At 53.8% G+C, this 20,697-nt stretch carries 18 protein-coding genes, 4 pseudogenes and 1 riboswitch; of the genes and pseudogenes, 14 read left to right on the forward strand and 8 right to left on the reverse strand.

The features are described 5' to 3' along the window. Window positions 1–333: 333 nt before the first annotated feature. Window positions 334–1,074: a UMP kinase gene (gene pyrH / locus O9H85_RS33415; RefSeq protein ID WP_269885701.1), complete on the forward strand. Its 741-nt coding sequence runs from the start codon at window positions 334–336 to the stop codon at window positions 1,072–1,074. A 120-nt stretch (window positions 1,075–1,194) separates the two neighbouring features. On the opposite strand, the pseudogene O9H85_RS33420 reads toward pyrH, so the two are convergent. The 5 genes and pseudogenes from O9H85_RS33420 to O9H85_RS33440 form a co-directional block, all read right to left on the reverse strand. Then, window positions 1,195–2,150, reverse strand: a pseudogene (locus O9H85_RS33420) (sugar porter family MFS transporter); the annotation flags it as partial. Then, a pseudogene (locus O9H85_RS33425) lies at window positions 2,138–2,545 on the reverse strand (response regulator); the annotation flags it as partial. The pseudogenes O9H85_RS33425 and O9H85_RS33420, both read right to left, overlap by 13 nt. After that, window positions 2,520–3,970, reverse strand: a pseudogene (locus tag O9H85_RS33430) (histidine kinase). The pseudogenes O9H85_RS33425 and O9H85_RS33430, both read right to left, overlap by 26 nt. Beyond that, complete coding sequence (locus tag O9H85_RS33435) at window positions 3,967–4,482, reverse strand: substrate-binding domain-containing protein (RefSeq protein WP_269885702.1); 516 nt, start codon at window positions 4,480–4,482, stop codon at window positions 3,967–3,969. Before O9H85_RS33435 ends, O9H85_RS33430 begins: the two are co-directional and overlap by 4 nt. 19 nt (window positions 4,483–4,501) lie before the next feature. Then, a complete protein-coding gene (locus tag O9H85_RS33440; RefSeq protein ID WP_269885703.1) occupies window positions 4,502–4,717 on the reverse strand; it encodes a hypothetical protein in 216 nt (71 codons plus the stop codon). Window positions 4,718–5,046: 329 nt separating this feature from the next. On the opposite strand from O9H85_RS33440, the gene O9H85_RS33445 reads away from it, so the two are divergent. From O9H85_RS33445 to O9H85_RS33480, 8 genes are all read left to right on the forward strand, one after another. Beyond that, entirely contained in the window at window positions 5,047–6,717 is a 1,671-nt protein-coding gene (locus O9H85_RS33445) for a putative bifunctional diguanylate cyclase/phosphodiesterase (RefSeq protein ID WP_269885704.1), read from the forward strand. A gap of 243 nt (window positions 6,718–6,960) precedes the next feature. After that, window positions 6,961–7,854 carry a DMT family transporter gene (locus tag O9H85_RS33450; RefSeq protein WP_269885705.1) on the forward strand — a complete coding sequence of 298 codons (894 nt, stop codon included), beginning with the start codon at window positions 6,961–6,963 and terminating at the stop codon, window positions 7,852–7,854. A gap of 88 nt (window positions 7,855–7,942) precedes the next feature. Further along, window positions 7,943–8,091, forward strand: a riboswitch (cyclic di-AMP (ydaO/yuaA leader). Between the two features lie 135 nt (window positions 8,092–8,226). Next, window positions 8,227–8,394 (forward strand): hypothetical protein, encoded by a 168-nt coding sequence (locus O9H85_RS33455; RefSeq protein WP_269885706.1) that lies wholly within the window; start codon window positions 8,227–8,229, stop codon window positions 8,392–8,394. A gap of 385 nt (window positions 8,395–8,779) precedes the next feature. After that, window positions 8,780–9,553: an NUDIX hydrolase gene (locus O9H85_RS33460; protein ID WP_269885707.1), complete on the forward strand. Its 774-nt coding sequence runs from the start codon at window positions 8,780–8,782 to the stop codon at window positions 9,551–9,553. 74 nt (window positions 9,554–9,627) lie between these two features. After that, the gene (locus O9H85_RS33465) at window positions 9,628–10,176 is read left to right on the forward strand and encodes a cysteine hydrolase family protein (RefSeq protein WP_269885708.1); all 549 of its coding nucleotides are present in this window, start codon (window positions 9,628–9,630) and stop codon (window positions 10,174–10,176) included. Between the two features lie 6 nt (window positions 10,177–10,182). Beyond that, a complete protein-coding gene (locus O9H85_RS33470; RefSeq protein WP_269885709.1) occupies window positions 10,183–11,631 on the forward strand; it encodes a nicotinate phosphoribosyltransferase in 1,449 nt (482 codons plus the stop codon). Window positions 11,632–11,955: 324 nt separating this feature from the next. Further along, complete coding sequence (locus tag O9H85_RS33475; protein WP_269885710.1) at window positions 11,956–13,155, forward strand: alkaline phosphatase family protein; 1,200 nt, start codon at window positions 11,956–11,958, stop codon at window positions 13,153–13,155. A 72-nt stretch (window positions 13,156–13,227) separates the two neighbouring features. Further along, the gene (locus tag O9H85_RS33480; RefSeq protein ID WP_269885711.1) at window positions 13,228–13,584 is read left to right on the forward strand and encodes a VOC family protein; all 357 of its coding nucleotides are present in this window, start codon (window positions 13,228–13,230) and stop codon (window positions 13,582–13,584) included. A gap of 355 nt (window positions 13,585–13,939) precedes the next feature. Here O9H85_RS33480 and O9H85_RS33485 read toward each other — a convergent pair whose 3' ends face one another. Next, on the reverse strand, window positions 13,940–14,332 hold the full coding sequence (locus O9H85_RS33485) for a VOC family protein (protein ID WP_269885712.1): 393 nt from the start codon (window positions 14,330–14,332) through the stop codon (window positions 13,940–13,942). A gap of 201 nt (window positions 14,333–14,533) precedes the next feature. After that, window positions 14,534–14,811, reverse strand: a pseudogene (locus O9H85_RS33490) (IS1595 family transposase); the annotation flags it as partial. Between O9H85_RS33490 and O9H85_RS33495 the strand changes: the two are divergent. The 5 genes from O9H85_RS33495 (at window position 14,808) to O9H85_RS33515 (ending at window position 19,948) form a co-directional block, all read left to right on the forward strand. Next, window positions 14,808–15,470 carry a hypothetical protein gene (locus O9H85_RS33495; RefSeq protein ID WP_269885713.1) on the forward strand — a complete coding sequence of 221 codons (663 nt, stop codon included), beginning with the start codon at window positions 14,808–14,810 and terminating at the stop codon, window positions 15,468–15,470. The pseudogene O9H85_RS33490 and the gene O9H85_RS33495 overlap by 4 nt on opposite strands. 197 nt (window positions 15,471–15,667) lie before the next feature. Further along, window positions 15,668–17,035 carry a glucarate dehydratase gene (gene gudD, locus O9H85_RS33500; protein WP_269885757.1) on the forward strand — a complete coding sequence of 456 codons (1,368 nt, stop codon included), beginning with the start codon at window positions 15,668–15,670 and terminating at the stop codon, window positions 17,033–17,035. 274 nt (window positions 17,036–17,309) lie between these two features. Beyond that, window positions 17,310–18,224 carry a dihydrodipicolinate synthase family protein gene (locus O9H85_RS33505; RefSeq protein WP_269885714.1) on the forward strand — a complete coding sequence of 305 codons (915 nt, stop codon included), beginning with the start codon at window positions 17,310–17,312 and terminating at the stop codon, window positions 18,222–18,224. 24 nt (window positions 18,225–18,248) lie between these two features. Further along, window positions 18,249–19,130, forward strand: a complete 882-nt coding sequence (garR, locus tag O9H85_RS33510) for a 2-hydroxy-3-oxopropionate reductase (RefSeq protein ID WP_269885715.1) — start codon at window positions 18,249–18,251, stop codon at window positions 19,128–19,130. Between the two features lie 116 nt (window positions 19,131–19,246). Beyond that, window positions 19,247–19,948 (forward strand): FadR/GntR family transcriptional regulator, encoded by a 702-nt coding sequence (locus O9H85_RS33515; protein ID WP_269885716.1) that lies wholly within the window; start codon window positions 19,247–19,249, stop codon window positions 19,946–19,948. Between the two features lie 85 nt (window positions 19,949–20,033). Here the strand turns inward: O9H85_RS33515 and O9H85_RS33520 are convergent, their stop codons facing one another. Next, complete coding sequence (locus O9H85_RS33520; protein WP_269885758.1) at window positions 20,034–20,687, reverse strand: ArsR/SmtB family transcription factor; 654 nt, start codon at window positions 20,685–20,687, stop codon at window positions 20,034–20,036. Window positions 20,688–20,697: the final 10 nt, after the last annotated feature.

Consider the following 20,697-nt stretch of genomic DNA (forward strand, 5'->3'; position numbering starts at 1 on the left):
CAGCGTGCAAGATGGATGGGCTCGCTTCAAGAAGTAAGATTTCTGGCCAGTCAATGTGGACTTAAAACGCTCTTGTGATCTGCATGCACATGAATGACGAACATCGGAAAGCCGTATGAGGGAAAACCTCACGTACGGTTTGATGAGGAGGGGCAGATTTCTCTGCCCTTTACTCTAGTAAGAATTTATAAGTTTTCGTAACTTATAGCTTCGCAACAACCTTGGTAAACGCGCTGGTCCTTGTAAGACAAGGACGGCGTAGCCGTTTATCCTGGGATTCATGAACGGTCATGGGATTTTGAAGGACAGTGAGATTATCCGGAGGTGGAGTCGTTGAACAAGTACAAAAGAATATTGATCAAGCTGAGCGGCGGAGCCGTAGCGGGAGCAAGCGAATTTGGATTTGAGCCGTCCCAGCTGGAGCATATCGCGAGTGAAATCATCGCGGTGGTCGAACGGGGGATCGAGGTATCGCTCGTCATCGGGGGCGGAAATATTTTTAGGGGGAACATGGGGGAGAGCTGGGGCATTGACCGGGCCGAGGCGGATAGTATAGGTACGCTGGCCACTGTGATCAACAGCTTGATGCTGAGAGGGGTGCTCAAGGCGAAGACGAATAAGGAAGTGCGCGTCATGACGGCCATTCCGATTGCGTCTGTTGCCGAACCCTATATCCGGTTAAGAGCCATTCATCATCTGGATAAGGGGTATATCGTCATCTTTGCAGGCGGGAACGGCCAGCCTTATGTAACGACAGATTATCCTTCCGTGCAAAGGGCGATTGAAGTGAATTGCGAAGCGCTCTTCGTTGCCAAGCAAGGGGTGGACGGCGTCTATACGGCCGATCCGAAGCATGACCCTGCCGCGAAGAAGCTGAAATCGCTTCATTATAATGATGTACTTCAGCAAAATCTCAAGGTCATGGATCAATCGGCCTTTATCCTGGCGAGAGACCACGGACTTCCGCTGCATGTGTTCAATTTCGATAAGCCCGGCGCCATGGCGCAAATTTGCGAAGGACATCATATCGGGACATTCATCAGCAAGGATTCGGTTATGACCTATGAGCAGTAATGGGGATTCGGCCAGACCGGAGCGTGATGGAAAGCGAGCCGTCTGCCGATGCAGTAAGCAAGCCGGAAGATCTTCGTGCGTAAAAAGATGAGCCCCGTCCGGCCGGACGGGGCTCGTTCGTTAATTGACTTCCGCTGGCGCGGCGATCTCGCGGGACGGCGCGGCCGTGCTTGTCCAGCCGGCCTCGATTTCCTCCAGCGACTTGCCTTTGGTCTCGGTACGACCCGTCAAGTGAAGAAGAACGTGAAGAGGGACATGAAGCCGAAGATCCAGAACGTCGCCGCCGGCCCGGCCGAATGAAGCAGGGGCGGGAACGACTGGGAGACGACGTAGTCCGCCAGCCACAGCGCCATGGAAGCGAGCGCGGTCGCGCGGCCGCGGATCCGGTTCGGGAAAATTTCGGACAACAGCACCCAAACGACCGGTCCGAGCGATACGGCAAAGGATGCGACGTACAGCAGGATGAATACCAGCACCAGCGGTCCGGAGGTATGCCCGGAGTGAAACGCGGCGCCGATGACGAGAAGGCACACCGTCATGGATGCGGAGCCTGCGAGCAGAAGTGCTTTGCGTCCTACCTTGTCGATCAGCCACAGCGCCAAAATCGTGAACAGGAAGTTGATCAGGCCAACCAGAATCGTCTGGATCAGCGAAGCGTTCGTTCCGGCGCCCGTCGTTTTGAATATTTCGGGAGCATAATACATGATGGCGTTGATCCCCGTCACCTGCTGCAGCACGGCGATCACGACGCCTACGATCAGCGCGGTGCGGAGGCCGGGGCTGAAAAGCTGACGGATCGAGCCGCTCTCCTGCTTGAACGACTCCTTAATGTCAAGCACTTCTTGCCTGGCCAAGTCCTCGCCGTGAATCTTCAAAAGAATCGGAAGGGCCTCCACCGGACGTCCTTGCTTGATCAGCCATCTCGGGCTCTCGGGCACGAGGAACAGCAGCAGCATGAACAGCACGCCGGGAATTGCGCCGATACCGAACATCCAGCGCCAAGCGGAGCTGACATCCCAAGCTTCATCCCCATACCCTGCGATTCCCAAATTCACGAAGTAGACAGCTCCAGCTCCTCCGTCCGTTTGCGCTTCTCCTGATCCAGCTCGGCTACGAGAAGCCTCAGTGTGCTTACGACCTGCTCTCGCTTCGCGGGCTTTACAATAAACTCTTTCACGCCGAGCGACAGGGCTTCCTTGGCATAGGCAAAATAGTCATAAGCCGTGACCAGCACCATCTTCGTCTCCGGAAGCCGTTCCTTGATCTCGCGCAGCGCGGCCAGTCCTTGTATGCCGGGCATATGGACGTCCATGAAAATAATATGGGGACGATGCTCCTCCGCTTGCTCGATGGCCGTCCGTCCGTTCTCGGCATGAAGCACCTGGAACGTGTCCGGCATTTCCCGCCGTACGATCCATTCCAAGCCTTCGCGCTCTAGCGCTTCATCATCCGCGATCAACAGCCGGTACATGGGGATGCTCAATCTCCTCTCTGATGGGAATCCGTATCGTCACCGTCGTGCCTTGGTTCGGCACGCTGCGGATGTCGACCAAATCGCTCCGTCCGTAAAAAGCTCCAGCCGCTTAAATACATTCCGCGTTCCGAGGCCTGTAGACTGCTTCCGGGTGGATTCCGCTTCCAGCCGAAGCAGCGATTGCCGGATCTCCTCGCTCATTCCTACGCCGTTGTCCGTAACCGAAACCAAAATCTCGTCGTCCTTCCTCCGAATGTCCAGACGGATGACGGCGCCCCGCTCCATGCCCTCGATGCCGTGCACGAACGCATTCTCCACGAGCGGCTGCACCGTTAATGCCGGAATCGGGATACCCAGTGCGGATTCGTCGATATCGGTCTCGAAGCTTACCCGGTCCCGGAAGCGGGCCTTCTGTATCGTAAAATATTCCTTTACATGCTGCAGCTCATCGCGGAGGGTAACCGGTTGATCGAGCCTCCGCAGATTATATCGGAGCAGGTTGGACATGGATACGATCAGATCGCTGGCTTGCTCCGCTCCCTCGAGTAACGCCAGCTTCGAGAGGGCGTTCAGCGTATTGAAGAGAAAGTGCGGATTCATCTGGCTTTGCAGCGCCTGCAGCTCGAGCTCCCTGACGAGGCGGTCCTTTTCCAGGCTTAGCTTAACTCGCTCGATCAGCAATTTCAGGTCGGCGAGCATTTGCCGGAAGGCGTCGGACAAGATACCGAGCTCGTCCTTCGAAGAGAGGGAGGGGGCTCGGTATCGAGCTGGCCTTTGGCGATATGCCGGGCCATGCCGACGAGCCGGCTGACCGGCTCGGTAATGCTGCGGGAAATCCAGAACGCGACGGCGATGCTCAGGAGCGTGTTCACGATGAATACGGCTGCGCCCAGCCGGTTCATCCGTACGTTCTCTTCTTGAATTTGCTTATAGACCGGCTGATAGTAACGAAGCTCCTCGTCCACGAGCTGCTGCGCCTCTTCCCGGATAAAGCCGGCGGTCCGCTCCGCCTTGTCGTAATAGGCTAGTGCGGTTCCCGGCGACGGAAGCTGAGCCGCCGCGAGCGAGGCTTGTTCTTGCTCGATCAAGGTGCTCAGCATATGAACGTAATCGTTCAGCGCGACAGCGCTCGGGGGGACGGTTCCCTTTGCGGACAGCAGCTTCCGCTGCCCCTCCAGCTCGTTCCTTTGCTGCTCCAGCACGGCCGGGCCCTTCGCATCCGGGTTTATTTAAGTACCCGTACAGCTGCTGAAGATAACGGTCCGCCGTCTGGGAAGACTGATTGTAGAGCAGGATGCGATCCATCATTACGCCATAGCTTTCCTGCACGATCTTGCCGCTCTGAAATAAAAAGAACGTGACCAAATTGACCATCAGCACGAGCAATGGAATGAAGAGCAGCAGCTTTCTGCGAATCGTCATCGGCACGCGCCTCCGGTTCCATCGCTCGAGCTGCCCATGCCGATCACCCGAAATTCGGTGAATTGCCGGGAGGGCGGCGTTTTACCGTGAAAATAATCGTTCAGCAGCAATACCGCGTCGTAGCCCATTTCCATCGGCTGCTGCACGACGCTTGCAGCAATACGGCATTGCCGGATGCCTTCCGTCGTATCGGGCAGATCGTCGAAGCCGTACAGCCGCACGCTTCGTGAAGGCTGCCGGGTAGCCGCCTCCAGCATGCCGGGAGCGTCCAAGGCGCTGAATCCGACGAGATCATCGACCTGAGGATGCCGACTCAGAAGCTCCTCGGCCTGCTGAGCCGCCTGCAGCCGCGAAATGTTGGAGGTTCGCACCTCGGCGACCGATAACCCCGGATAGCGGCTGATCGCCTTACGGAAACCCTCCAGCCGGAGCTTCTGGCTCTCGGCCTCGCTTCCGATCAGCACCCCGATGGTGGCGGAGCCGCCCGAGCCTTGCGCGACGAGCTCGCCCATCCGCTGTCCCGCAGCGAGGTTATCTGTTCCGTTGCTCGACGGAGCGCCAGAACGGATTGTCCAGCTCTTGCGATATCAGCACGACATGCCGGAGCCGGCCGTCGCCGGATTGCCGGGCCTCCAGCGGCTCCACCGCATGCCGGATACGAAGCGTAGAGAAGAAAAATTGCAGAAGCAAATACGCAAACAAAGCAAGCAGCATGAGAGGGCCCCAGATCCACCACCGTTTCAGCATCTTGCCTCTCCTTTATTCATCGGATGATTCAAACCTAATGCCATAGATGAAGATATAGGCCCATTATACAGAAATCATCCGTCAAACCCAAACAAGACCTACAGGCCGGTCACGGCAAAATAAGAAAGCGGGCCGGAATCCTCCGGTTGTCAAGCCGAGTTAGAAGCGAATGCGCACTTTGCCGAACTGTTCCCCACTTGTGAAATAACGCTTCGTTTGAAGTACCCGCATCGAACGGACCGTACAAATTCATCTTGAACAATTTCGCGTTCCATAATAGGATGGAACTGGTATTAAATAGGACTGTTGGCCGAAGGAGCAGGAGTACTGTGGAGCATCTATCCTTGTTTGAACTATATCGCCGATTGCCGGCTATGCTGGATGAAATCGAGGATTCCATTTATATTATGAAGGTCGTGAACGGCGAATTTCAGTATGCTTACGTCAATCGGGCGGCTACGCGTTTCAGCGGAATAACCAATGCGGATGCGGGAAAAACGTTCGCCGAGAAAAATTCCCCGCAAATGGCGGCCTATTTGCATAAAAAATATACCAAGGTGCTGAACCTCCGTACGCCGCTTTGTTACGAGGACGGTATCGTTCTGCCCAACGGCCTGCTGAGCGGGGAGAGCCTCATTACTCCGATAGTGGAAGATGACGGACGGATTGACTACATCATCTCGATAACCCGGGACATTACCCAGCGCAAAAAAAACGAAGAGCTGCTGCGGGAGTACGCGTATCATGACGATCTTACCGGGCTGTACAACCGAAGGTACTTACTGGAGCACGTGTCGCGCCCTTATGCCGTTCACTTGTTCGACCTCGATCATTTCAAAAACATTAACGACACGTTCGGTCATGATATTGGCGATGCCGTTCTGCAGGAAGCCGCTGCGAGACTAAGCGGCCGTTTTCATGCGCAAGGCCAAGCTGTCGTTCGCCTCGGAGGCGATGAGTTTCTTGTGGCCTCCAGCCAAGCGGACATTCCTCCGGATCGGATAGCGATGGATATTCTTGAGCTGTTTCTGGAGCCATTCCTCATTCATGACCGTCCGATGAAGCTTTCCGTTTCCATCGGGGTGGCTGTAAATTCAGGCGCGGAAGATATCCCGGCGTTATTGAAAGCGGCGGATATCGCGCTTTATCGTGCCAAAGGGGAGGGCCGCAAGCGATTCCATATATACGAGCCTTCCGTCAAATATGATCATGTCGTGAAATATTCGCATGAGCTGGAGCTGGCATCGGCGATCGAACGCTGCGAGCTTGAGCTATGGTATCAGCCGGTTTACAACACCTTCCAGTCGAAGATCGTCGGAGCGGAGGCGCTGCTTCGCTGGAATCATGCGAGGCAGGGGCTCCTATCTCCCGGAGATTTCATTCCGGTTGCGGAAGAAACGGGTTTGATCGGACCGATCGGCGATTGGGTGCTTCGCCGCGCCAGTGCGGATTGGCATTTGCTTCGCGAGACGTTTGGTGGTGATTTTAAGGTGTCGGTGAATATTTCACGCGTGCAGCTGCATGAGCCCGGCTTTGTGGAGCGGCTGCTTGCGATCGTCCGTCAGGAGCGGGTGCCATCCGGGTGCATTGTGCTGGAAATCACGGAATCAACGTTCATTCACGACGTCGACAGCTTCAGTCAATTGCTCAAGCAGCTGCGCGGCGAAGGCTTCACCATAGCGCTGGATGACTTCGGCACGGGTTATTCCTCCCTCAGCATGCTGACGCTGCTGCCGATCGATACGCTAAAGATTGACCGCTCTTTCGTTCATCATATGAATCCTCCGCTGTTGTTTGCGATCCTTGCGATGGCCCGCGCGCTGAACCTCCACGTGATTGCGGAGGGCGTCGAGGAGCTGGAGCAATTCAAGAAGCTGGTGGAGATGGACTGCCCCGGCGTTCAGGGCTATTGGATTTCCAGACCGCTGAAGCTGGAACAGCTGCTGCAGGGGATAAACGGCATACAAGGGACCGCCGAACGGATACCGATCGAAACGTAAGGCGAAGACAGGCAAGCTGTGCGGCAGCTTGCCTGTTTCTTTTCTAAGAAGAAACAGGCTATATGGGAGAAAAACCAAGAATGGCGGAGCATAGCGCAAATGATCGACGTTTACAAGCTGCCGGTTGCCTTCTCCGCGTCCTATTCAACGGTTGTCAAAGGGCGGCCGCCGAACAATAATGGAATAACATTACACCTAACATTAAATTCAGAAAAGATCGAACGGAGAAGGGAATCGCCTGCAATGAATAAACTATCAAAATTACAAACCATTCTTCTCATCGTATTTCTGGTTACGGTTTGGGGAGTGAATTGGCCGCTGTCGAAGATGGCCTTATCGTATGCTCCGCCCGTCTTGTTCTCCGGCCTCCGGACCTTGCTTGGCGGCCTGCTGCTGCTGATCGTGGCTCTGCCGCGATACAAGCGCCTGCAGTTAAAGGCGGCTTGGCCGATCTACTTGCTTTCCGCACTCTTTAACGTCATTCTGTACTATGGTCTCCAGACGATCGGCTTGAATTATTTGCCTTCCGGCCTGTTCTCCGCCATTGTGTTTCTCCAGCCTGTTCTGGTCGGCATCTTTTCTTGGATGTGGCTCGGAGAATCGATGTACGGCTTGAAAATCGCAGGTCTGATTCTCGGGTTCTCCGGTGTCGGGATGATCAGCTCCGGCGGAATATCCGGCCACATTTCCCTGACGGGAATTTTGCTGGCCTTGGGGTCTGCGCTCAGCTGGGCGCTCGGAACCGTTTTTGTGAAGAAAAAGAGCGGCGCCGTAGACCCCATCTGGCTGGTCACCTTCCAATTAATCGCCGGCGGGCTGATCATGACGGCGGCCGGGTCGAGCCTCGAGCGGTGGACGGCGATCGCATGGACGCCGGTTTTCATTCTTTCGCTCTTGTTCATCTCCCTGTTCGTTATCGCCATCGGATGGCTTGTGTTCTACAAGTTGATCGACTCCGGAGAGGCGAGCAAGGTATCTTCTTACACGTTCTTTATCCCGATTGTAGCTATTGGAGTCGGAAGCATTGCGCTGCATGAAAGACTGACCTATTCGCTGCTTGGCGGCATGCTGCTCATTCTGGCCAGCATCTTCCTCGTCAACCGGAACCCGGGCAAGGCCGCGCTGAAATCGGAGTAAGCCCAGACTTTTTATTGAAAGATGGTATAAATTGGGCTTTACAAAAAGCATGACCGCGGGTTAAAATCTAAGGTACAACTTCATAATGCGATTATCATCGCTGAATTTTCTTTGAGAAGAGCGGGGGAACCAAGGTTTCATGGGGTGAATCGACGTGCAATAAGTTGCACGTTGTAGGGCGATTTCTCACAGCCCGAATCCGTCAGCTAACCTCGTAAGCGAAAAGTGGGAGGATAGATGTGTTAAATCAACACAAGGTCTAGCCTTGTGTTTTTTGTGTTATTTTCCCATGGATTTCGCGATGGGCAGCGTAAACCCGACTGCTGAAGTTTTCCCGACTCCGCTGTTAAACTTGAGAGGAGGATTTACGGTATGGAAAGAAAAGAAAAGCTGTATTGTTTATTCGAGAGACTCAGTGAACGCGATCAGATGAAGGCTTTTGAATTTATCCAGGAACTAGCTTACCGTCATAAGGATCATGCGGAAGAGCAGGATGTCATGGAGCTGTACGGCAAAAATTATTTTGTCGTTCCGGATTGATCTCCTCAAAAGCAGGGCATGTTCAAGCAGGAAGGCCGCGATTTTTGCGGTCTTTTTTTCGTTGCGGTCGTTCCGTTCTCCCGGGTATGATAAAATCCTGAGCTAATGAGAGAAAGGGACGAATTTACCTACTAATGTCGATACGATAGAGCCGGTGCAGGGAGGCGGTGAGCTCGATTGCAAGGCGACCTGTTGTCAGTAGTAAGAGCTCAGGTAAACCGTTACATAAGTCGCAGGATTTCCGATGCGCATACCTTAAATAGAGATATATGACGAGCTGGGGCATGATGTTGCGGTGACAATCAAGGATTGACAAACGGAACTAATATATTCATAATGAAATTATCAAAATGACAATATAAATCATGGCAGGCGGGTGATTTGAATGTCCGAATCGGCGACTAATGAGTCGAACTATACGTCAAGCCGTTACCGAACGCCGGACGGAGCCCCCGCAGATATCGTCATCTTCACCATTACGTCAACGGAACGCGGCACGGCCAAAAAATCGCTGCCGTACCGGGAGCTGCAAGTGCTTTTGATCCAAAGGAAAAATTGGCCCTTCGAGGGGCAGTGGGCGCTGCCCGGAGGCTTCTCCAAGGAAACCGAATCGATTCACGAGTCTGCGAAGCGCGAGCTTCAAGAAGAAACCGGCGTCGAGAACGTCCATATCGAGTACTTCAATGTTTACAGCGCGCCTGGAAGAGATCCGCGGGGTTGGATTATCTCGCACGCCTTCTTCGCGCTGGTGAACGAAGCGCATTTGATCAACCGCAAAGCGGCCGACGACGCTTCCGATGTCCGGCTGTTCACGGTGGAGGAGGCTCTGCGGATGAACCTTGCTTTCGATCATCATCAGATTTTGCGTGACGCGCTTGAGCAAATTCGGCGGCGCATGCTGACGACGACGATCGCGAAGGAGTTTCTGCCTGAGGAATTTACGATCAGCGAGCTGTATCAAGTGATTCAGACGGTCGTTCCTGCATTTGAGGAGCGGAATTTTATCCGCAAGATTACGTCGACGCAAAGCCGTAAGGGGATCATTGAAGAAGTGCGCGACCGGCGCGGGGAACCGAAGATGTCCAACAAGTATTCCCAGCGGGCAGCGCAGCTGTACCGGTTCACGGATGCCGAGCCTCAGCTGTCCATATACGGCTAGGCGCGGTTTTCTTTTCACGATATTGTCAAAGTAATAATATTACAGATACATTATGTGAAAGGGCGTGGCGTGGAATGAAAGCCTTGATCGTAATCGATTATACCGTCGATTTTGTGGTCGGAAAGCTGCCGTGCGGTCAGCCGGCCGTGGATATTGAGCAGCGGATTTGCGGGCTTGTCGAGCAATTCGCCGAGCGTGGCGATTTTGTCGTGATGGCGGTCGATCTTCATGAAACGGATGACCCTTATCATCCGGAGACGAAGCTGTTCCCGCCTCATAACATTCAAGGCACCGACGGAAGAAAGCTTTATGGGCAGCTGGAGCCAATCTATGCCAAGCAACGGGAGCGGATCCGTTGGATGGATAAAACAAGATACAGCGCGTTCTGCGGCACCGACCTTGAACAGCAGCTCAGGGCAAGAGACATCCGGGAGCTTCATTTGGCCGGTGTCTGTACCGATATTTGCGTGCTGCATACGGCGGTCGACGCTTACAACAAAGGGTTTACGGTCGTCGTGCATGAAGACGCCGTAGCTAGCTTCAATCCGCAGGGCCACGAATGGGCGCTGGGACATTTTGAACGGGTGCTGGGGGCCGGGGTCGTCAAGCAGCCTAAGGAGTGAATGGATATGGATTATGAGAATTTAACGCTGCACACGGATAAGTATCAGATCAACATGATGTACGCCCATTGGATCCAAGGCTCGCACAACGAGAAAGCGGTCTTTGAAGGCTACTTCCGGAAGCTCCCGTTCGGCAACGGGTATGCCGTCTTTGCCGGGTTGGAGCGTATCGTGCAATATATAGAGGGCCTGAAGTTCGGAGAAGAAGAAATCGAATACCTGAGGACGCAGGAAGAGCAGTATCACGAGGACTTTCTGGCCGAGCTGCGTGAATTCCGGTTTACGGGCGATTTATGGTGCGCGGCGGAAGGCACGCTCGTATTCCCGAACGAACCGCTCATGCGGGTGGAAGCCAGGGTATTCGAGGCGCAGCTGGTAGAGACGGCACTGCTGAACTTTATGAATTACCAGACGTTGATCGCGACGAAGGCATCGCGCATTAAGCAGGTAGCGCCCGACGAAGGGCTGCTGGAGTTCGGCACGCGGAGAGCGCAGGAAGCGGATGCGGCAGTTTGGGGCGCCAGAGCGGCTTATATTGCGGGCTTCCATGCAACGTCCAACCTGAGGGCCGGTATGCTGTTCGGCATTCCGACCAAAGGAACGCACGCCCATGCCTGGGTGCAGGCCCATGATACCGAAGAGGAAGCGTTCCGCAAATACGCCGAGGCGCTGCCGGATCAGGTTACGCTGCTCGTCGATACGTATGATACGCTCAAGAGCGGCGTACCCGCCGCGATCCATACCGCCAAGCTGCTGGAGCGGCAGGGGAAGCGCATGCAAGCGATCCGCCTTGACAGCGGGGACTTGGCTTACCTGTCCAAGAAGGCCCGGGAAATGCTGGATGAGGCCGGACTGACTTATGTGAATATTGTGGCGTCGAACGATCTCGATGAGAATATCATCACAGACTTGAAAGCGCAAGGAGCAAAGATTGATACCTGGGGCGTAGGGACGCACTTGATTACGGCGGACGACCAACCGGCCCTTGGCGGCGTTTACAAGCTTGTCGCGCGGGAAAAGGACGGGGCCTATGTGCCGGTAATCAAGATCTCGGGCAATCCGGATAAGGTATCGAACCCGGGAGTCAAGGAAGTGTTCCGCATCGTCAACCGGCAAACGGGGAAGGCGGAAGCGGATTACATTGCCCTGCGCGGAGAAGAGGATATTCGTAATCACGATTCCATTAAACTGTTCGACCCGCAGCACCCTTATTTGAACAAGACGATCAAGGACTATGAAGCGATCCCCCTGCTTCAGCCGATCTTCATCCAAGGCAAGCCGGTCTGCGATCGGCCGACGCCGGACCAGATCAGGAGCTACCATAAGAAGCAGCTGGCGATGTTCTGGCCGGAATATTTAAGGAAACTGAATCCCGAGGTGTATCGGGTCAATTTGAGCCGCGCCGCTTGGGAGCTTAAGATGGAGCTGATCCAGCAATACCAAGGAGACCGTTGAGAATCCGGGGGGTGCTCCTTGAAAATAAGCTTGGCTGGCGAATTGTTATAATTCAATAGGATATTCGGGAGGCCGCTGTTGAAACAGCGGTCTTTCGTTATGATAGTAGGCAAGAACATTGCCCAATCCAACATGATCAACCCCACTTTTTCTATCTATTACCCAACAATCTCGCATTCGATTGCAGGAATTATGGTTAACAGAACTAATATTCGTATATATGTAATAAATTCCAGGCGGCAAGGGATGCGCAACTTTTTCCAACGGTGAGCCTCTAACTAGATTGTAGGCGTAGGCCGACAAACTACATAGGAGAGGTGCAGCATGAAAAAATGGTTGACGCTCGCTCTTTTGTTCTCCGCTGTAAGCACAAGTGCATCCGCTGCAGAGGCGAGCACTCCGACCCCGATTCAAATACTAATGAATGACAACCGGATTCAGACGGAAGTGAATCCTCAAATCGTGGGCGGCCATACCTTCGTACCGCTGCGGGCTGTTGCGGAAGGGATGGGGTTTCAAGTCGCATGGAACGGCGAGCAGCGAAAGGTGACCTTGGATCAATCGAATCAGCATATCGAATTCACCATTGGCCGTCCGGAGGTTCAGGTGAACGGGCAGCAGAAGCTGCTTGACAATGCACCATACATTGTGGAAGGGAACACGATGCTGCCGGTCCGCTTCCTGGGCGAGCAATTGGGACTTGAAGTTCGCTGGGATGCCGCGGCGAATGCGGTCAATTTGTACAAGCCTTCGTTCACCCGGCTGACGAATTTATCGTCTCCGATCGAACATATCGTGGTTGTGGTGGAGGAGAATCACTCCTATAAACAGATCATAGGCAGTCCGAAGGCGCCTTATATCCAATCCTTGCTCGAGAATGGGGCATTATTCACGAATGCGCACGGGGTGGCCCATCCGAGCCAGCCGAATTACTTGACGCTATTCTCCGGCTCCTCCCAGGGGGTTACCGACGATTCCTGCAAAAAGCCTTTCGGCACCGCCAATCTTGCAAGCGAGCTATTGGATGCAGGCTTAACGTTCACCGGGTACTCCGAAGATTTGCCGAAGACCGGCTATACCGGCTGTTCGTACAAAGGGTATGCGCGTAAGCATAATCCTTGGGTTCAATTTACGAATGTGCCCGGGGAGCTGAACCGTCCGTTCTCCGACTTTCCGCAAGACTTCTCGAAGCTGCCTACGGTTTCGTTTGTCATTCCCAATCACCAGAACGATATGCATGATGGAACGGTGCAGGAGGCGGACGACTGGTTAAAGACGAATCTGGATTCCTACTTGACCTGGGCGGCATCGCACAATAGTCTGTTAATCATTACGTGGGACGAGGATGACAACACGAAGGAAAACCGCATACCGCTGATCATGGCAGGCCCTATGGTCAAGCCGGGGCAATATGACGAGAATGTAAATCACATTCATGTGCTCCGGACGTTGGAGGAAGCCTACCATCTTCCGCCGCTCGGGGAAAGCCGTTCCGTGAATCCCATCACTTCCGTTTGGAAATAGCCCATCCCGGCAATAAGCTGCAGGGAGAACGATATAAGCAGAAAAGCGTTACCGGGCGAATGGAGGCTGGCAATGAAGGTCAAACGAATCGTAGCCAATGTCGATACGCAGGATATCGCTGCAGCCAAACGCTTTTACCAGGACGTGCTCGGCCTCGATTTATTGATGGATCATGGCTGGATCGCCACTTACGGCTCACTTGAGGAGATGAGCATCCAAATTAGCTTCGCCTCGCAGGGAGGCTCCGATACGCCAATACCCGATCTATCGATTGAAGTCGACGATGTCGATGCTGCGCTTGAACGGATGAATTTAGCCGGATTTCCGGTCGAATATGGGCCGGCGGATGAACCCTGGGGCGTTCGACGGTTCTATGTCCGAGACCCGTTCGGCAAGCTAATCAACATTCTCTCGCATACAAACCCTTAATCAGACAGTCCCAAAAGCCGATCCTTCAAATCCATGGGCAGAACAAGCCGGTCCATATACTTTAAATGAAAAAAGAAACCGTTTTTTTCGTAAAATGGCGGGTGGTCCCTCCATTTAACGAGGATCGGTTTCTTTTTTTATAGGCTCTGTTTTCGTTTATTGTTGATTTTCGACCAAAAGAAAACCGCCCACTAAAAAGTTAATCTAACTATCTTATCCGATAGTTCAACGATTTTGTGGTATGGTTCGCCGCGCTGTAAGTAATGGGAAGTTTTATTGCGATATTATACTAAAATGAAGGGTTTGATTAACGCTACCGATTCACAAAGTGGTAGAAAAAATATGAAAACGGTCATTAAAGAGGGTGTTTGTATATTTCAATCACATTGCCATCGGGATCGCATAAATGGGCAACCCTGGCATTCCAGGCTCGCCGATCGTGAGGCTCGTTAAGGAGTACCACCCCTTTATCTTTCAAACGGGAACAAACGTCATCGACTTGGTCAACAGAAAAAGTGAGTAAGAATTTCGATTGTGATGCTCCATCGGTTGGTAGATTGTTTTCACCAATCACTTCTGCCATGTTTTCACGGGAAAAAATTTCGATTTTGGTTTCGCCAGTATTAAACGATGCGAACTGCATCTCCTCAGAGGAAAATCCCAATGGAAACTCCATCACGTCTCTGTAAAACGCTACACTTTTATCAAAGTTTTTTACTAATAGTCTAACTTGCGACAGTTTCACCATCCCACTACCTTTCTGTACAAAATGGGGGTAACCCAATATTACAAGGCTTTTCTATACCCAGTTTAACATAATCGCGGAAACCTGTATTGTAATAACACGACAACTTACCTTTTTTTGATGTAGGTTCTCCGAGGTTGTCTTAACTAATCTGGTTAGTTTAGGAAGAAAAAGATGTTCTGCGAAGATTGGTGTCTGTCTCATTTATAGTAAACAGGCAAGAGGCGACCAGCATATTTTTCTTATTCGACGTTGTGTTCTCATATTCCTTGCTGTCTAAGTAACGAAACCAAGCCAGATAATGTTGCAAATACTTGATTGCTACGCCATTAAAGCGGTCAATCCCATCGTTTCAAACGACTATGATAGCTGTTTACATTCTGAATGTGGTAAACACCTTTAATACGCTGTTTCCAATCCGACTTGAAGCGGTAATGGGCTAAGTCTTTTGAATTCGCATAGGAACTGAATGCCCTCCATGAAACTGGAGACGGCCAATTCTGATCCGAAGCTGTTCCGCACGGGTCTTGCCACCATCGCTTATCAAGAGGCCAAGATCGGCTCCGATTGGTCCAAGACCGCTTCGGAAATGTCGGCTTCGGCCAGAGTGCTGGCCGGCATGGGTCTTGCGGAGCCGTTCAAGCAAGCAGTCTTGGCGCAGCTGGACTGCGTTAATGCGGAACGGGAGTACTGCTGTTTCACGGAAACGGGAAAGGTCAAATTTTTCGAGAACCGCCTGACGGTACGCGAAGGCGTCAACTGTATCAGCGCTCAGCGGCTCGGTAATGCGGCGGCGGCGCTGCAGCTGGCGCTTTGCCAGAGCCAGCCTGCCGGACCGGGCGGGACGCCCGTCATTCGCGTATTCCCCGCATGCCCTGCAGGCTGGAACGTCCGCTTCTCGTTATGGTGCCACGGCGGCTTCCGTATCACGTCCGAGATTTGCGATGGAGAGATCGGGTATATCCGAATCGAATCCACACTCGGAGGAATCTGCAGAATCCGGAACCCATGGAGCGAAGAAGAGCTGACCTTGATTCCTGAGACCGGCACGGTGTCCATACATTCCGGCTCCTTAGTGGAATTCGCGACAGCCGAAGGAGACGAATTTACGATCCGGCGAGGAAAACGCCCCATACAATAAGAGATAATGGAGCCGCCGGGAAGTCCCGGCGGCTTCGTTCGGGCACATAGGAGAACTTGAAAAATAAGGATTGAAGTCTTCGATTAATTGTCTTACAATAATACATAAATACAATAACAGCATGAAGATCCGATAACCCGCATCTCAATGAAATGGCTCGCCCTATCCCATTAGGATTCAAGGAGTGATTCATGATGATGAAACAAGAGACGGCGCAAGACCAGGCAGTGATTTCCGGGAAAGGGACTCCCGTCATCGAAGAAATGCTCGTCGTTCCCGTGGCAGGATATGACGGCATGCTGCTGAACCTCAGCGGCGCGCATGCGCCCTATTTTACGAGGAATGTCGTCATTCTTAGGGACAGCGCAGGCCAGACGGGAATCGGCGAGGTGCCTGGGGGCGAGAAAATCCGGCAAACCTTGGAGGATGCCAGGCCGCTCGTGGTTGGTCAGCCGATCGGACGCTATCACAATGTCCTGAATTCCGTAAAGCATCAATTCGCCGACCGGGATGCTGGAGGACGCGGGCTTCAGACCTTCGACCTTCGCGTCGCGATTCATGCGGTAACGGCACTGGAAGCCGCATTGCTGGATTTGATGGGGCAATATCTCGGCGTGCCGGTCGCCGCCTTGCTGGGAGAGGGACAGCAGCGCGAACAGGTGCCTGTGCTCGGCTATTTGTTTTATGTGGGCGACCGCACCAAGACCGATTTGGACTACAGAAGCGAGCCTGACGCAGAGGATGATTGGAAGCGTTTGCGCCATGAGGAAGCTCTGACGGCGGAGGCGATCGTCCGTCTCGCCGAGGCGGCTCAAGCACGGTATGGCTTCCAGGATTTTAAGTTAAAAGGAGGCGTGCTCCGGGGCGACGAGGAAATGGAAGCCGTGACGGCACTAGCCGAACGCTTTCCGCAAGCGCGGATAACGCTTGACCCTAACGGAGCATGGTCCTTAAGCGAGGCGATCCGCCTATGCCGGGGCAAACGCCATCTGCTAGCTTATGCCGAGGACCCTTGCGGAGCGGAGAACGGGCATTCCGGGCGCGAAGTGATGGCGGAGTTCCGCCGAGCTACCGGACTTCCGACCGCTACCAACATGATTGCGACGGATTGGAGACAGATGGGGCATACGATCCAGCTTCATTCCGTGGATATTCCGCTGGCGGATCCGCATTTCTGGACGATGCAGGGCTCGGTTCGCGTCGCTCAAATGTGTAATGACTGGGGACTTACCTGGGGCTCGCATTCCAATAACCATTTTGATATTTCTCTGGCCATGTTTACTCATGTTGCGGCTGCGGCGCCGGGTGAGATTACAGCCATCGATACGCACTGGATCTGGCAGGACGGTCAGCGTCTCACGAAGGAGCCGCTTCGCATTGAAGGCGGTCAATTGACAGTGCCGGATAAGCCGGGCTTAGGCGTAGAAATCGACATGGAAGAGCTTGAGAAGGCTCATCGGCTTTACTTGGAGAAGGGACTTGGAGCCAGGGACGATGCCTTGGCGATGCAATACCTCATTCCGGGCTGGGCCTTCGACCCAAAACGTCCTTCCCTGGTGAGATAACGAAAAGCGCAGCTTAGCTGCGATCAGATTGTCTAGAAACCCGGATATGGAGAAACATGCAAAAGGTTGCAGGTGGGGGATCCCCTGTAGGAGTGATAGGGTCCGCCTTTGTTATCAGAAAAAGACCGCTGCAAAAGCGAATCATATTGAACATATTCCGATAACAACAGCGGCCGGAGGGGGATACCCTACAGGTGTACCAAAGCAAATTTCTTTATTTCATGAGTTTCTCTATAGCCTGGCGCAGCATAACAGCGATAAAGGAGAGAGAGCTATGGAACTGGATACAAGCTTCGTAAGGGGCGTCATACCGCCCATCGTGACACCGGTGGATGCTGAAGATCAGGTAGACGAGGAAGGTCTGAGAAGGGTGATCGAGCATACGATCACCGGAGGCGTACACGGCATTCTGGCGCTCGGGAGCAACGGGGAATTCTTCGCACTGGAACCGGACCAGCAGGAACGGGCCTTGGGCGTTACGGTAGACCAGGTCCAGGGAAGGGTTCCCGTCTATATGGGCATCGGAGCGATTACGACAAGGGAGTGCGTGAGGCTGGCGCGGTTGGCGGAGACGCTTCGCGCGCAGGCGATCACGATGCTGCCGCCCATGTTCTTATCCTTGTCGGAGGAGGAGCTGTACCGGCATTTCCGCAAGGTGGCCGAATCGACATTCCTGCCGGTCCTGCTGTATAACAATCCGGATAAGGTGGGCAACAATATTTCCGCCCGCCTTTTGGAGCGATTGGCCGACATCCCTAACATCGTCGGGGTGAAGGACAGCAGCGGTGACTTAACGTTGACTGCAGAGTATATCCGCCTCACGAGACATAAAAATTTCCGTGTCATGGCCGGCCGGGATACGATGATTCTCGGTTCCCTTGCTTACGGGGCCGTCGGCTGCGTGGCGTCGACCGCCAATATCGTGCCAGCCCTCGTCGTTGAAATTTACGACAAATTTATGGCAGGAGACCTTGCGGGAGCGCTGGAAGCGCAGTTCAAGCTGGCCCCGCTGCGCATGGCCTTCAATCTCGGAAGCTTCCCCGTCGTAACTAAAGACGCGATGAATTTAATCGGTCTTGAGGTAGGGGGACCGATCGCGCCGACGATGAGCTGTACGGAGCTGAACAAGGCGAAGCTGAATGAGATATTGAAGCAAATGGGGCAGACAGAAACCGCTGTACAAAACTAATTGAAATCGGGAGGACAGACCGTTATGAGAATCGGATTTATCGGCCTGGGCATCATGGGCAAGCCGATGAGCAAAAATATGCTGAAGGCCGGATACAACGTGACCGTCCTGGAAACGAGCAAGAGCGCCGCCGAGCTTCAGGCTGCCGGAGCGCAAACCGCTTCCAGTCCGCGGACCCTTGCGGAGCAGACGGACGTCATCATCACGATGCTGCCGAATTCCCCGCAGGTACAAGAGGTCATCTTAGGGGAGGACGGCGTGATTAAGGGAGCCAAACCTGGATCGGTTGTGATCGATATGAGCTCCATCGCACCGCTGATCAGCCAGGAAATCGCCGGCAAGCTGGCCGAGAAGGGCATCGACATGCTGGACGCTCCGGTCAGCGGGGGAGAGCCCAAGGCGATCGAGGGGACGCTTTCGGTCATGGTCGGAGGGAAGAAGGAAGTGTTCGACCGGTGCTACGATCTTCTGAAATCGATGGCCGCTTCTGTTGTGCTTACGGGCGATATCGGGGCAGGGAACGTAACGAAGCTCGCGAATCAAATCATCGTTGCGATTAATATCGCCGCGATGTCGGAAGCTTTCGTCCTGGCCACCAAAGCAGGGGTTTCCCCGGAGCTGGTCTATCAGGCAGTAAGAGGCGGCCTCGCCGGAAGCACCGCGCTGGATGCGAAGGCCCCGCTCATGATGGACCGCAAATTCGATCCGGGCTTCCGCATCGATTTGCACATCAAGGACTTAAGCAATGTGCTTCAAACGTCGCATGAGGTCGGCGTATCTTTGCCGCTCACCGCTGCGGTCATGGAAATGATGCAGGCGCTTAAGGTCGACGGACTCGGAGACCGGGACCATGGCAGCCTGGTACAGTTTTACGAGAAGCTGGCGGGAGTCGAAGTAAACAGATAATCGTTAACAAGCCCTCTATCCGTCCAGGTGGAGGGCTTATTTCGTCAGTCTTTGTTTGTTTTATCGTGCCAAATGTCTTACAATTGTCCATATTGGACCGGCAAAGGAAGGCGAACATGGAAGAGACAAAGTCGAATGTGGTGATGAAGACGGTAACGCGAAATACGTTATCGAAGCAGGTTGTGGAGCGCATCCTCCATTTGCTCGACAGCGGCCAGCTGAAGCCGGGGGACAGACTTCCGCCGGAGTACGAGCTGATGGAGCTGCTGAATGTCAGTAGGCCGGTGCTGCGCGAAGCGCTGAGCTCGCTGGAGATCCTCGAGGTGATCACGAGAAGGCCTCGCGGCGGAACGTTCTTTAACGATAAAATCGGTTCCAGGCCGTTCTCTGCGATGCTCGCTTTGGCGGTGGACAATCTGCCTGCAGTCATTGAAGCGCGGATGGCGCTCGAGCTGGGACTGGTCACAATCGCTGCGGAGAAAATTACGGACGAGCAGCTCGTGAAGCTGAAGGATACGATCGACCGGATTGCAAGCAGCGTTGACGACAACTATGGCGAGGTCGACAAGGAATTTCATCGTACGATTGCGGTGAGCGCCAACAATCCGGTGATCGAAGGCATGATCGACTCCCTGCTCATCGCCCATGATAAAATGAACAGCCATATCAAGTACAGGGAGCGGGAGGTTACGGTCCGTTTTCATATGGATATATATCAAGCTTTAGCGAACAGAGACCCTTATGAAGCTCATAAGCATATGTATCTGCATTTAAGCTATGTCAGGAAAAAGCTGCTGCATCACCGCGAGAACACCTGATGCATGGACGGCCCTGCACTGGGCGAATCGCTTAGAATGAGCCTAGCCCAAGACCGCCCCTAGGAGCCGTCTTGGGCTTTTTGTATTAACCAAAGTCAATGCCGAACGCAGCAGAAAGACCGGTTAGCCCTTCCGGAGTGACATCCACCCCGCGGCCGTTGTCGCGGCGCTTCAGCCAGCCCCGTGCAAACAGCTGGTCGGTCATGGCTTTTCCGAGCGCACCGGCCAAATGGTGCCTGCGTTCGGTCCAATCCAGGCAGCAGCGGGCGAATGCCCGGCGTTTTTTCCGCAAATCGGGTATGTCGATCCCTAAGCTCTGAAAAAAGGACTCGCCCGTAACGGTGAGCTCGTAATCCAAGCCTTGCTTCGTCAGGATCTGACGGTCGACTAAGGCTTCGGCTATCGTCACCGCCACTTCACCAGCCAAATGGTCATAACAGAATCGGGCATGACGCAGCCTTTTCATTTGTTCGGACTGACGGAGAGACTTGATTTCAACCGGTCCGGCAAGCGCGCTCAATTGCTCGATAATCTCCGCATCCTCTCTTCTCCCGATATGGTAGTAGCGGTGCCTCCCATGCTTTTCCACCAGCACAATGCCCGTTTCCGTCATCTTGTTCAAATGAAAGCTGGCCGTCTGCGGAGTAATTCCGGCTGAGGCGGCAAGCTCTCCTGCAGGATGGCGGCCTCCGTCAAGCAGTAAGGTTAACATGGCGGAACGCGACGGTTCGGCGAGCAGGGAAGCGACC

Origin of the sequence: Paenibacillus gyeongsangnamensis, from assembly GCF_027533625.1 — a bacterium.
Taxonomy (GTDB): domain Bacteria; phylum Bacillota; class Bacilli; order Paenibacillales; family NBRC-103111; genus Paenibacillus_G; species Paenibacillus_G gyeongsangnamensis.